Origin of the sequence: Sporichthya polymorpha DSM 43042, assembly GCF_000384115.1 — a bacterium.
GTDB lineage: Bacteria > Actinomycetota > Actinomycetes > Sporichthyales > Sporichthyaceae > Sporichthya > Sporichthya polymorpha.
The window spans coordinates 4,885,668-4,898,887 of record NZ_KB913029.1 but is presented as its reverse complement, the minus strand read 5'-3'; the positions used below and the strand labels follow the sequence as shown (position 1 = coordinate 4,898,887).

Here is a 13,220-nt window from a genome sequence, read left to right as displayed (position 1 = left end):
GTGCTGACGGTCCGTCAGTGGCCGTAGACCGGGTCCGGCGGGAACAGGTCGTCGAGCTCGGTGTGGAGGCCCTCGGTGTGGAGGCCCTCGGCGTCGAGGTCCTCGGGGGCGGGGCCGTCGGCGACGTAGCGGTGCCGGCTGCCGATCGGGACGACGAGCGGGCTCCCGGAGACCGGGTCCGGGATGACGCGGGCCTCGAGGCCGAACACGTCGGCGAGCAGCTGCTCGGTGAGCACCTCGCGCGGGGGACCGGCAGCGACGATGGACCCGGCCTTCATCGCGATCAGGTGGTCGGAGTAGCGGGCCGCGAGGTTCAGGTCGTGCAGGACCATGAGCACGGTCCGGCCGGCCTCGCGGTTGAGACGCTCGACGAGGTCGAGGACGTCGACCTGGTGGGCCAGGTCGAGGAAGGTCGTCGGCTCGTCGAGCAGCAGTAGGTCGGTGCCCTGCGCGAGCGCCATCGAGATCCACGCGCGCTGGCGCTGACCGCCCGACAGCGTGTCGACGCTGCGCTCGGCGAGGTCGGCGATGCCGGTCCACTGCAGCGCGGCGGCGACGGAGTCCTCGTCGTCGGAGGACCACTGCCGGTACCAGGCCTGGTGCGGGTGCCGACCGCGTGCGACGAGGTCGGCGACCGTCAGACCCTCGGGCGCGATGGGCGCCTGGGGGAGGACGCCGAGCGTGCGCGCGACCTCCTTCGTCGGCACCTTGTCGATGCGCTTGCCGTCGAGGATCACGTGGCCGGCTCGCGTCGGCATCAGCCGTGCGAGCGCCCGCAGCACGGTGGACTTGCCGCAGCCGTTGGGGCCGATCACCGCGGTGACCGCACCGGCCATCAGGTCGAGGTCGAGGTTCTCGACGATCACCTGCTCGCCGTAGCCGAGGCGGATCCCCTCGGCGCGCAGGCGGGACGGACCCCCGATCGGGCGGGCGGCGTCGCCGTTCTGCGCCGCGGTGGCCGGTGCGGTGGCCGGTGCCGCGGCCGGCGTCGCCGCGGCGGGGGCACCCCCGGGCGGCGGGGCGGTGGGAAGAGGTCCCACGGGGAGCGTCGAGGTCACAGGCGCACCTTCCGCGTGTTGACGGCCAGCAGGTAGAGCAGGAAAGGCGCCCCGATGGCGGAGGTCACGATCCCGACGGGGAGCTCGAGGTCTCCGAGCATCGTGCGGGCGACGACGTCGGACGCGACCACCAGCGCCGCCCCGAACGTGGCGGACGCGAGCAGCGGTGGTCGCGAGCCGCCGGTGACGCGGATCGCCGCCTGCGGGGCGACGAATGCGACGAAGCCGATCGGGCCGGCGCACGCGGTGGCGACGGCCGCGAGGGCGACCGCGCAGAGCAGCAGTCCGGTCCGGGCGGCGTTGAGCCGGATGCCCAGACCCCGCACGGTGTCGTCGCTGTACTGCAGCGCACCGAGGACGAAGACGAGGATCAGCGCGATCGGGACGAGGATCGCCAGGGCCACCGCCACCGGGCGCACGTGCTCCCAGCCGCGGCCGTTCAGGCTGCCGGTCATCCAGACCTGCGCGCGCGCGGCGTCCTCGACCCGGGCCTTGATCAGCAGGTAGCTGGTGACCGACGCCAGCACCGCGTTGACGCCGATGCCGACGAGCACCAGTCGGTACCCGTCGATGCCTCGTCGATAGGCGAGCAGGTAGATCAACGTCGCGGTCGCGATGCCGCCGGCCAGCGCCGCGAGGGGGAGCCCGAGTTGGGTGCCGACGGTGCCGATGACGCCGCCGGAGCCGCCGAGCAGGATCACGGCGACGGCGGCCGCGCTCGCGCCCTGCGTGATGCCGAGGATGTCGGGCGTCGCGAGGGCGTTGCGCGCGATCGAGGCCGTGATGGCGCCGGAGAGGCCGAGCGCGGCGCCCACGAGCACCGCGGTGAGTGCCCGCGGCAGACGCAGGTCCATGACGATGAACCGCTGCGAGTCGTCGCCGCCACCGGCCAGCACCTGGAGGACGTCGAGGATGGAGATCGGGTAGTCGCCGCGGCCGACGTTGGCGGCCAGCGCGAACAGCGCCAGCACCGCCCCGAGCAGCGCCACGATCAGGAAGCGCGGCCGCCACACGCCCGAGACCAGCGGGCCGAGGCGGAACGGCCGGCGGCCGGGGACCGCGGGGCCGGCCGGGGTCGCGATCGTCTCCAGCGGTTGGCCGCCTTCGGTGCCGCTCGTGGTGGCGGCGACGGGAGTCTGCACGGTGTCGCTCACAGCGCCGCCAACCGACGACGGCGGACGAGCCAGATGAAGAACGGTGCACCGACCAGCGCCATGATGATGCCGACCTGCATCTCCCCGGGCCGCACGACGACGCGCCCGAGAGTGTCGGTGAGCAGCACGAGGGAGCCGCCGAGCAGGGCGGAGCACGGCAGCAGCCAGCGGTAGTCGGGTCCGGTGAAGATGCGCGCGACGTGCGGCACCACCAGCCCGACGAAGCCGATCGGGCCGGCGGCGGCGACGGCCGCGCCGGTGAGCAGGGTGATCGACGCGATGCCGATGGCGCGGGTCGTGAACACCGACTGGCCCAGGCTGCGCGCGACGTCCTCGCCGAGGGAGAGCAGGTTCAGCGCGGGTGCGTTGTACAGCGCGAGGAGCAGCCCGACGATCAGGAAGGGCAGGACCTCCCAGATCACGCGCGTCGGCCGGCCGGTCAGCGCACCGACCTGCCAGAACCGGAACACGTCGAGGGTCTGCCGATCCATCAGGATCAGCGCGGACGTGAAGGACCCGAGCAGGGCGGAGACGGCTGCGCCCGCCAGGGCGAGCGTCACCGGTGTCGCGGCGCCCTGGCCCAGCGAGCCGAGCGAGAACACCACCAACGAGGCGACCAGCGCCCCCGCGAACGCGAACCAGACGAAGCCGAGGGTGTCGGTGACGCCGAAGGAGTAGATCGCCAGGACGACGGCGAACGCGGCTCCGGCCTCGACCCCGAGCAGGCCCGGATCGGCGAGCGGGTTGCGCGTGTGCCCCTGCATGAGCGCCCCGGCGATGCCGAGCGCGGCTCCGACCAGCAGACCGAGGATCGTCCGCGGCACCCGGAGCGAGCGGATGATGACGTCGTTCTCGCTGTCCTCCGGGCTCACCAGCCCGGCCCAGACGTCGCCGATCGGGATCGGCTTCGCGCCGATGGCGATCGAGAGCACGATGCAGACACCGATCACGACGGTCAGGCCGAGCACGATCATCGGCCGGCGCCGCCGCTGCTTGGCCGGCACCGCCGACGCCGACGCCGGGGCCGACGCCGGAGCGTCGGGGCGGTCGTGCGTCACGGTCATGCGGTCGGGACCCATCCTCGGCGGAAACCGAATCGAACTCGTTCGAACCCGATTCTGGTTAGGCAAGGCTAGCCTGCGTCGGATTTTGCCGGGGGCTACCGCGAATCTGAACGTTCCGCCGACCACGCCGACCACAGCCGGGCGTACACGCCGCCCGCGGCGACGAGATCGTCGTGGGTGCCCACCTCGACGACCCGGCCGGCGTCCAGGACGACCACCCGATCGGCCGTGGCGGCCTGCGTCAGCCGGTGCGCGACGACCAGCGCCGTGCGCCCGGCCATCGCCTCGGTCGCGGCCGCCTCCAGCGCCCGGGCGCCCGCGCTGCCGGCCTCGGCGGTGGCCTCGTCCAGGATCGCCACCGGCGGGTCCACCAGCAGCAACCGCGCCAGGGCCAGCTGCTGGGCCTGCGCCACGGTCAGCTCGTGCCCGCCCTCGCCGACCTCGGTGGCCAGGCCCGCGGGGAGCAGATCCACCCACTCGGCCGCACCGACGGTGGTCAGCGCCCGGCGCAGGTCCTCGTCGGTCGCGTCCGGGCGGACCAGGCGCAGGTCGTCGGCCAGCGGGCCGGCGAACACGTGCACCTCCTGGGTCACCAGCGCGACCGTGCGGCGCACGCCGGCGGCGCCCAGGTCCGCCGCGTCGATGCCGTCGAGCCGGATCCGCCCCCGGGTCGGGGTGTGGACGCCCGCGACGAGTTTGGCCAGCGTCGTCTTGCCCGCGCCGCTGGTGCCGACGACCGCCACCCGTTCGCCCGCGGCGACGCTCAGGTCCACGCGGTCGAGGACGTCGTGACCGGGCACGTAGGCGTGCCCGACGCCCTCGACGTCGACGCGGGCGGGGTCGGTGGGCGGCGCGGCCGGGTCGGCCGGTTCGGGCTCGCCCGGGAGATCGAGGACACCCACGAGCCGGGCCAGGCTCGCGGCGGCCGACTGCGCCTCGTCGAGGGAGGCGAGCGCGACGTTGATCGGGTTGAACAGGTTCGCGAAGTACAGCGCGGCGGCACTCGCGGCTCCCACGGTCACGTCGCCGTTCTCGACCAGGACGTAGCCGGTGGCCAGCACCGCGGACAGCCCGACGAGCTCGGCCAGGTTCAGCCGCGCGAAGAAGCGCGTCTGCAGCCGGACGGCCGCGAGCGTCAGGTCGACCGAGTGCCGCGAGCGCGCGGTGACCTTCGCCAGGTGCGCGCGCCGCAGACCGAAGGCGCGCACCGTCGGGGCGCCGGAGATCGAGTCGAGCAGTTCCTGCTGCAGGTCGCCGACCGCCGCGCGCTGTTTCGCGTACAGCGGCGGCGCGTTGCGCAGGTACCAGCGGACGGTGATCACCTGAATCGGCGCCGCCAGGAGAGCGGCGAGCGCGAAGCGCCAGTCGAGCACCGCGAGGCCGACGACGGTCAGCGCGATCGTCAGCGCCGCGCGCGTGAACTCGGGCAGCGCCTGCCGGATGCCCTGGCTGATCACCGAGACGTCGTTGGTGACGCGGGAGGTCAGGTCGCCGGAGCCGGCGGCCTCGACCTGTTCCAGCGGCAGGGCGAGCGCACGCTCGACGAACTGCTCGCGCAGTCCGGCGAGGATCTGCTCGCCGAGGCGGGCGATCAGGACGATGCTCACCATCGCGAGCGCGGCGTAGCCGAACGCGATCGCGACGAGCAGCGTGATCGGGCCGGTCAGCGCCGAGGCCGGCCGGTCCTCGATGACCCGGTCGACGATGTTGCCGAGCACGGGTGCCGTCAGCAGGTAGACGGTCGTCGCGGCGACCGCGGTCAGCAGGGCCGTCACCGCCAGCGTCCGGTGCGGGCGCGCCAGGGTGCGCAGCGCGGCCCAGGTCCGGCGGCCGGGGGCGACCGGCAGGCGCCGGTTGGTCCCGCTCATCCCGGTCCCGCTCATCTCGGTCCCGCTCATCGGAGCACCAACTCCCGGTAGCCGGCCGAGCGGAGGACCAGATCGGCGTGGGTGCCGACCTCGTCGACCCGGCCCGCGCGGACGAGCGCCACGCGGTCGGTCACGGCGAGCAGCGCCGGGCTCGTGGTGAGCAGGACGGTGGTCCGGCCGCGCCGCAGGTCGCGGATCCCGGCGGCGAGGCGCGCCTCGGTCGCGGCGTCGACGGCCGTCGTCGGGTCGTGCAGGACGAGGACGGGGGAGTCGGCCGCCAGGGCGCGGGCCAGAGCGACCCGCTGCCGCTGCCCGCCCGACAGGCCGCGGCCGCGTTCGCCGACCGTGGTCGCGACGCCCTCCGGCAGTGCCTCGGCGACCTCGTCGGCGCCGCCCGCGGTCAGCGCCGCCCGGACCGCGGCGGGGTCGCGATCGGAGGCGCCGGTCCCGCGCCCGTCGAGGACGTTGTCGAGCAGGCTGCCCTCGAACAGGTGTGCGTCGTGGGCGGCGACCAGCAGGGTCCGGCGCAGCGGACCCGGGTCGAGGTCGGTGAGCGGGCGGCCGTCGAGCAGAACGGCGCCCCCGTCGGGATCGGTCTCCCGGGCCAGGCACCGCAGCAGCGCGCGAGCGTCGGCGGGATCGGCCGCGACGCCGACGAGCTCGCCGGAGCCGACCCGCAGGTCCAGCCCCGCCAGGGACCCGCTGCGGACGGCCCGCAGCTCGACCTCGCCGCGCACCGGTCGGTCGGGGCCGGCCGTGCCACCCGCGATCGCGGGCGCCGAGCTGAGCACCTCGGCGATCCGGCGGGAGGAGGCCCGGGCCGCCGCGAGCTCGGACCCGACCCACGCCATCGCCTGCATGGGGCCGATCAGGAACTGCGCGAGGCCGACGGCAGCGACGAGCTCGCCGACGGTGATGTCGTCCTTCGTCGCGAGGTAGCCGCCGAGGAGGGCGACGCCGGCGAGGAACAGGCCGGTCATCGCGATCATCGCGGCCTCGTAGGCGGCGTCGGCCCGGGCGGCCCGCAGCGTCGCCTGCAGCGAGTCCTGGCTGACCCGCCGGTACCGCGCGACCGCGGCGGGTTCGGCGCCGACGCCCTTGAGGACCCGCAGCCCGGCGACCAGATCGGCGGCGACGCCGAACGACGCCGCGGCGCGTTCCTGCTGCTCGGAGCTACGGGCCTCCAACGGCTTGCCGAGCAGGTTGACCAGCCAGAGCATCGGGGGAGCCCCGAGCAGGACGACCAGCCCGAGCGGCACCGACAGCCGCAGCAGGGCCGCGCCGCCGACCAGCAGGCCGGCCAGCGCCGCGATGCCGCCGGGGACCGCGAAGGCGAGGATGCCGACCTTGGCGGTGTCGGAGGTCGCGAGGCCGGCGAGGGCACCCGGGAGCCGCCCCGTCTCGGCCCCGCCGCGGTCGTCGAGGACCCGTTCGGCCAGACGGAGCCGCAGGTCGTGCGCGGCCTGCTCGGACGCGCGCTCCGCGCACCGGGCGCCCAGTCGGTAGCCGAACGAGAGGAACGCGAACACGGCGGCCAGTGCGCCGAGCCAGGCGAGCAGCCGGGACCCGTCCCCCGTGGCGACGGCCTCGTCGATGATCACGCCGATCAGCACGGGGACCAGCGCCTCGCCCGCCTGGTGGCAGATGAACAACGCGCCCGCGGCGCCCACCCAGCGACGCTGGCGGCCCAGCGCGCTCCGGAGGACGGACCGGCCGTCGGTCACCCCGTCGATCACCCCGTCGATCACCCGGTCGGGCTGCTCGTCGTTTCCCGGGTCGGTCGCCCCGTCGTCCTGCTGCTGCACGCGCTACGGCCCTTCGAAAGATCGTGAGGAACATCACTCCCACGCACAAATGTGGAACTTCCCCGTTTGCGCGCGGGCGTCCATGGTCATTAGCTTGCGGGCCGCAGGTAAGGCAAGGCTTACCAAACTCACTTGCCAACCTAGCGGGCTTTACCGGGGCGGCCGCCGCGGAAACCCACGATGCCGAACGAGGAGGCGCGATGCCCGTGCCGGACCCCACCGCGAGACCCGGCGCCCCAAGACCCGGCGCTCCGACCCTAGGACCACCGTCGCCCGGTCGCGGGGACCCGCCACGTCGGACCACCCGCCCGAACGTTCCGACTTTGGAGGACGGAACGTTCGACCTGATCGGGGTGGGGGCCGGCCCGTCCAACCTGGCGCTCGCGATCGCGGTGGAGGAGCGGGCTGCGGAACCGGCCGGGGTCCGGGCGAGATTTCTGGAGCGCTCGGCGCGGTTCGGGTGGCACCGCGACATGCTGCTCGACGACACGACGATGCAGGTCTCGTTCCTCAAGGACCTCGTGACGCTGCGGAACCCGACCAGCGACTTCAGCTTCCTGTCGTTCCTGCACGCCCGGGCCCGCCTCGTCGACTTCATCAATCACAAGACGCTGTTCCCGCTCCGCGAGGAGTTCCACGACTACCTCTCCTGGGTCGCGGCCCGGGTGGCCGACCAGATCCGCTACGACCACGAGGTGCTCGCGGTCCGGCCGGTGCGGTCGGGGCGCGGCGGCCCGGACGGTCGGGGCGCGATCACCGAGCTCGAGGTCCTCGCCCGGCGGGGTGACGCCACCGCGGTGTCGGCGCGGACGCGCAACCTCGTCCTCGGCACGGGGCTGGTCCCGCGGCTGCCGGACGGCGTCACCGCGTCGAACCGGATCTGGCACAACGCGCACATGCTCACCCGGCTGCAGGACCTCGACCCGGTGGCGCCGGGGCGATTCGTCGTTGTGGGCGCCGGACAGAGTGCGGCCGAGGTCACCGCGTACCTGCACGACCGCTACCCGGACACCGAGGTGTGCGCGGTCTTCTCGCGCTTCGGCTACAGCCCGGCCGACGACAGCCCCTTCGCGAACCGGGTCTTCGACCCCGAGGCCGTGGAGGAGTTCTACGCCGCGCCGGCGGACGTCAAGCGGATGATCCTCGACTACCACGGCAACACGAACTACTCGGTCGTGGACCTCGAGCTGATCCAGGACCTCTACCACCGGGCGTACCGCGAGAAGGTGCTCGGTCGGCACCGTCTGCACTGCTTCAACGTCTCGCGGGTCGCGGACGTCGTCGAGGGCCCCGACGGGCTGAGCGTCGACATCGTTTCCATGACGACGGGTCAGAAGACGCAGCTGACGGCTGACGCGATCGTCTTCTGCACGGGGTACGACCCGGTCGACCCGGCGGCCCTGCTCGGGAACCTCGTCGGGCACTGCCGACGTGACCTCGACGGCCGGTACCGCGTGCAACGGGACTACCGCCTGGAGACCTCGCCGGAACTGCAGGTGGGCATCTACCTCCAGGGCGGCACCGAGCACTCGCACGGGCTGACCTCGTCGCTGCTGTCGAACATCGCCATCCGCGCCGGCGAGATCCTCGACTCGGTCTCCCGGCGCACCCGTTCGCTCGTGGGCTGACTGTCCGGCCGGCGACGCCCCGCCGGCCGCGCTCCGTTGCCGCGCTCCGTTGCCGCGATCCGTTCGCACCGATTCGCCCGTCCCCATCCGACCTCGCCGAGGGAGAACCCTGCGCGTGTTTACCCCGGATTCCGACCGCACCTGGCCCGCGATCTTCGCCGCCCGGGTGGCGGAGACCCCGGACGCCGTCGCCGTCGTCGTCGAGGACGTCTGCCTCACCTACGCCGAGCTCGACGCGGCGGCGAACCGGCTCGCGCACCTGCTGCTCGCGGCGGGGGCGGGTCCGGAGCGGATCGTCGCCCTGGCGCTGCCGCGCACGGTGGACCTCGTGGTGGCGCACGTCGCGGTGCTCGCCACCGGTGCGGCCTACCTGCCGCTCGACGCCGACCACCCGGCGGATCGGCTGGAGTACATGCTCACCGACGCGGCCCCGGTCGCGGTGGTGACGACGGCCGCTCTCGCGCCGGAGATCCCGCACACGGGCACGCCGCGCGTGCTGCTCGACGACCCGGCGACGGTGGCGGCGCTCGCGGCGGCACCCACGCGCCAACCCACTCCCGCCGAACGCGGGGGACCCCTGCTGCTCGACTCCGCGGCGTACGTGATCTACACGTCCGGCTCGACGGGCCGGCCGAAGGGCGTCGTCCTCTCGCACCGCGGCGTCGACAAACTGATTGCCACTCAGGTCGAGCGGTTCGGCATCGGACCGGACGACCGGATCCTGCAGTTCGCGTCGCCGAGCTTCGACGTCGCGTTCTGGGACCTCTGCCTCGGGTTGCTCTCCGGCGGGCGGCTGATCGTCGTCCCGGCCGAACGGCGGGTGGCCGGCCCGGAACTGACCGAGTACGCGGCGAAGCACGGCGCGACCTTCATGATCCTGCCGCCGGCGCTGCTCGCCGTCCTCCCGCCGGACTGCTCGCTGCCGCCGGGCGCGACGCTGCTGGCCGGGACCGAGCGGGTCTCGCCCGAACTCGTCGCGCGCTACGGCCCGCACCAGCGCATGTTCAACGCCTACGGCCCGACCGAGGCGACCGTGAACTCGACACTGGGGGAGTCGCACCCGGACCGGATCCGCGGCCCGATCGTTCCGATCGGGGTCCCCGACCCGCAGACCACCGCGCACGTTCTCGACGACCGGCTCGCCCCGGTGCCCGCCGGGGAGCCCGGCGAGCTCTACCTCGGCGGGCCGGGGCTCGCCCGGGGTTACCTGAACCGTCCCGGCCTGACCGCGGGCCGGTTCGTCGCGGACCCGTTCGGGGCGCCCGGCGACCGGCTCTACCGGACCGGCGACCTGGTGCGGGTCAACGACGACGGCGCGCTGGAGTTCCTCGGCCGCACCGACGACCAGGTGAAGATCCGCGGGTACCGCATCGAGCCCGGCGAGATCGAGTCCGTCCTCGTCGCGCACGAGGGCGTCGAGACCGCGGCCGTGCTGGCCCGCGACGTGCCCGGGCCGGACGGGGCGAGCACGCGCCGGCTCGTCGCGTACGTCGTCCCGACGACCGGCGTGCGGAGCTCCGGGCGCGACGTCGAGGCCGAGAGCGCCCAGGTGCAGGCGTGGCAGGACGTGCACCGGCTGCTCTACACCGCCGCCGGCCCCGAGGCGCTCGACGAGGGCTTCGCCGGCTGGAACTCCAGCTACGACGGCACCCCGATCCCGCTGCCGGAGATGCGGGACTGGCGCGCCGAGACCGTCGCGCGGATTCGCGCCCTGCGGCCGCGGCGGGTGCTCGAACTCGGCGTCGGCAGTGGCCTGCTGCTGACCGAGCTCGCGCCGGACTGCGAGGCGTACTGGGGCACCGACCTCTCGCCGGAGGCGGTCGAGAGCCTGCGCGGGCGGGTCGCCGCGGACCCGACGCTGGCCGGGCGCGTCCAGCTGCGCGCCCAGCCCGCCGACGACCTGCACGGTCTGCCGGACGGGTTCTTCGACACCGTCGTGCTCAACTCCGTCGTCCAGTACTTCCCGAGCGCGGACTACCTGCTCGACGTGCTGCGCGGTGCGCTGGACCTGCTCGCGCCCGGCGGCACGGTGTTCGTGGGCGACGTGCGCAACCTGCGACTGCTGCGCGCGCTGCGGGCCGGCATCGAGGTCGGACGCCGGGGGCGGGTCCCGCCCGGCAGCATGAACGGCGTCGACGCCGACGACCTGCGCCGCGCGGTCGACGCCGCGGTCGCGTGGGAGGGCGAGCTGCTGCTCGACCCCGACTTCTTCCCGGCCCTGGCCCGGGCACTGCCGGCCGTCGCGGCCGTCGACCTGCGGGTCAAGGACGCCGACCACCCCAACGAGCTGAGCCGGTACCGCTACGACGTCGTGCTCCGCACCGGGCCCGACGCCGCGGCGCCCACCCGGCCCGAGGTGCCGTGGACCGGGCTCGCCGATCTGACGGTCCGTCTGGATCAGGCACCGGACGGGCTGCGCGTGACCGGCATCCCCAACGCGCGGCTCGGCCCCGACCTGGCCGCGCTCGCCGCCGCGGACGGCGGGAACGTGCCGGCCGGAGTCGAAGCGGGCGGAGACGTGCCGGTCGGAGTCGTGCCGGGCGAGATCGTCGCGGCCGCGCGCGCCCGCGGGTTCGCCGTCGCCCTGACCTGGTCGGCGACCGGTCGTGGCGGGGAGCTGGACGCCGTGCTCACCCGCGGGACCGAGCCGATCGGGGACTACCGACCCGGGCGGACCGGCGTCGAGCCGGCCGCGTGCGCGAACCGGCCGGCGCGGCACCGCGACCCGCACGCGCTGATGGGGGCGCTGCGCACGTACACCGCCGAGCGGCTGCCGGACTACATGGTCCCGTCGGCGTTCGTCGCCCTCGACCGGCTGCCGCTGCTCCCGAGCGGCAAGCTCGACCGGAACGCGCTGCCGCTCCCGGACTTCGCGGCGGTGGCGGGCGACCGGCCCCCGGCGACCGCCCACGAGCGGATCCTCTGCGGGGTCGTGGCCGAGGTGCTGCGCCTGCCGCGCGTCGGCGCCGACGACGACTTCTTCGCGCTCGGCGGCGACAGCATCGTCGCGATTCAGCTCGTCATCCGCGCCCGCGCGGCGGGGCTCCAGCTCACCCCGCGGTCGGTCTTCGAGCACCGCACGGTCGCTGCCCTCGCGCGGATCGCGACCCCGGTCGCCGCGGCCGCTCCGGTCGACCCCGACGCCGGGATCGGCACCTTCGGCCTGACCCCGATCATGCGCTGGCTCGACGAGTGCGCGGCCCTGGGTGCGGACGTCGACGGCTTCAGCCAGACGATGGTCGTCGCCACCCCGGCCGGACTTCCCCGCGACCGGCTCACCGCCGCGCTCCAGGCCCTGCTCGACCGGCACGACGTCCTGCGGGCCCGCATCGTGCGCTCCGGGCCGGACGGCGCCGGGTCGTTCGTGGTCCCGCCGCGCGGTTCGGTGGATGCCGCCTCGCTGCTGACGGTACGTCAGAGCATCGGTCTGTCCCCGGTCGCGCTGGACGAGCTCGCCGCCGCGGAGGGAGCGGCCGCCGCGCGCCGGCTCGACCCCGCGGCCGGCGTCCTGCTCGCCGCGACCTGGTTCGACGCCGGTGCCGACGGCCCCGGCCGCCTCCTGCTCGCAGTGCAGCACTGGGTCATGGACGGCGTCACCTGGCGCGTCCTGCTGCCCGAACTCGCCGCGGCGGCGGCGGGTGAGCCGGCCCCGGACCCGACCACGCCGTTCGGGCGCTGGTCGGACGTGCTCCACGCCGAGGCGATGCGGCCCGAGCGGGTCGCCGAGCTCGAGCGGTGGACGGCCGCCCTCGACGGGGCCGACCCGCAGCTCGGCGCCCGGGCGCTCGACCGGCTGGGCGACCTCGACACCGTCACTCGCCTGACGCTGACCCTGCCGCCGGACGTCACCGAGCCGCTGCTGTCGTCGGTGCCCGCGGTCTTCCACGGCGGCGTCAACGACGTCCTGCTCACCGGGTTCGCGCTCGCCGTCGCCGACTGGCGCGCCGGGCGCGGGACGGCGGACGCCTCCGACGTGCTCATCGCGCTGGAGGGGCACGGGCGTGAGGAACAGGTCGCCGAGGGCACCGGGACGACCGTCGACCTCTCCCGCACCGCGGGGTGGTTCACGACCGTGTTCCCGGTCCGGCTCGACCCCGGCGACGTCGACCGCGCGGACGCGCTCGCCGGCGGTCCGGCCGCGGGCGCGGCGGTGAAACGGGTGAAGGAGCAGCTGCGCGCGATCCCGGACGCCGGCATCGGCTACGGGCTGCTGCGTCACCTCAACCCGGAGACGGAGACGGTGCTCGCGCGCTACGCCGCACCGCAGATCAGCTTCAACTACCTCGGGCGGTTCGCCGTCGGCCGGGACCGGGAGCCGTGGGCCCCGGTCGCGGGCGCGGGCATGCTCGCCGGCGGCGCCGACGAGGCGATGCCCGTCGTGCCCTACGCGCTCGAGGTCAACGCGTTCACGGCGGACACCGCCGCGGGACCGGAGCTCGGCGTCAGCTGGGCGTTCCCCACCGCGCTGTTCGACCCGGCCGACGTGCGGGTCCTCGCCGAAGGCTGGTTCACGGCCCTGCGGGGCCTCGCGCGCCACGCCGAAGGACCCGGCGCGGGCGGGCACACGCCCTCGGACCTGTCGCTGGTGTCACTGAGTCAGGAAGAGATCGAGGAGTTCGAGGCGGAATGGCTGTGACCGGGGC

Annotated in this window: 7 protein-coding genes and 1 pseudogene; 3 read left to right on the top strand and 5 right to left on the bottom strand. The window is 74.6% G+C overall.

Annotation, left to right across the window (positions count from 1 at the left end; all coding sequences use genetic code 11):
- Positions 1–14: 14 nt before the first annotated feature.
- The 5 genes from SPOPO_RS31360 to SPOPO_RS0123635 form a co-directional block, all read right to left on the bottom strand.
- The gene (locus tag SPOPO_RS31360; RefSeq protein WP_342672921.1) at positions 15–923 is read right to left on the bottom strand and encodes an ABC transporter ATP-binding protein; all 909 of its coding nucleotides are present in this window, start codon (positions 921–923) and stop codon (positions 15–17) included.
- Positions 924–1,054: 131 nt separating this feature from the next.
- Complete coding sequence (locus SPOPO_RS0123650) at positions 1,055–2,212, bottom strand: FecCD family ABC transporter permease (RefSeq protein ID WP_019877629.1); 1,158 nt, start codon at positions 2,210–2,212, stop codon at positions 1,055–1,057.
- Entirely contained in the window at positions 2,209–3,276 is a 1,068-nt protein-coding gene (locus SPOPO_RS0123645; protein WP_156870185.1) for a FecCD family ABC transporter permease, read from the bottom strand. The genes SPOPO_RS0123650 and SPOPO_RS0123645 overlap by 4 nt, the downstream gene beginning before the upstream one ends.
- Positions 3,277–3,371: 95 nt before the next feature.
- Positions 3,372–5,174: an ABC transporter ATP-binding protein gene (locus tag SPOPO_RS0123640; RefSeq protein WP_019877627.1), complete on the bottom strand. Its 1,803-nt coding sequence runs from the start codon at positions 5,172–5,174 to the stop codon at positions 3,372–3,374.
- Positions 5,171–6,949 carry an ABC transporter ATP-binding protein gene (locus SPOPO_RS0123635; RefSeq protein ID WP_019877626.1) on the bottom strand — a complete coding sequence of 593 codons (1,779 nt, stop codon included), beginning with the start codon at positions 6,947–6,949 and terminating at the stop codon, positions 5,171–5,173. Before SPOPO_RS0123635 ends, SPOPO_RS0123640 begins: the two co-directional genes overlap by 4 nt.
- Positions 6,950–7,272: 323 nt before the next feature.
- Here SPOPO_RS0123635 and SPOPO_RS0123630 point away from each other — a divergent pair, with 323 nt between their 5' ends.
- From SPOPO_RS0123630 to SPOPO_RS36190, 3 genes and pseudogenes are all read left to right on the top strand, one after another.
- Positions 7,273–8,577, top strand: a complete 1,305-nt coding sequence (locus tag SPOPO_RS0123630) for a lysine N(6)-hydroxylase/L-ornithine N(5)-oxygenase family protein (protein WP_019877625.1) — start codon at positions 7,273–7,275, stop codon at positions 8,575–8,577.
- A 139-nt stretch (positions 8,578–8,716) separates the two neighbouring features.
- Positions 8,717–11,683, top strand: a pseudogene (locus tag SPOPO_RS36195) (amino acid adenylation domain-containing protein); the annotation flags it as partial.
- Between the two features lie 69 nt (positions 11,684–11,752).
- Entirely contained in the window at positions 11,753–13,213 is a 1,461-nt protein-coding gene (locus SPOPO_RS36190) for a condensation domain-containing protein (RefSeq protein ID WP_425424162.1), read from the top strand.
- The last annotated feature ends 7 nt before the right edge of the window (positions 13,214–13,220 follow it).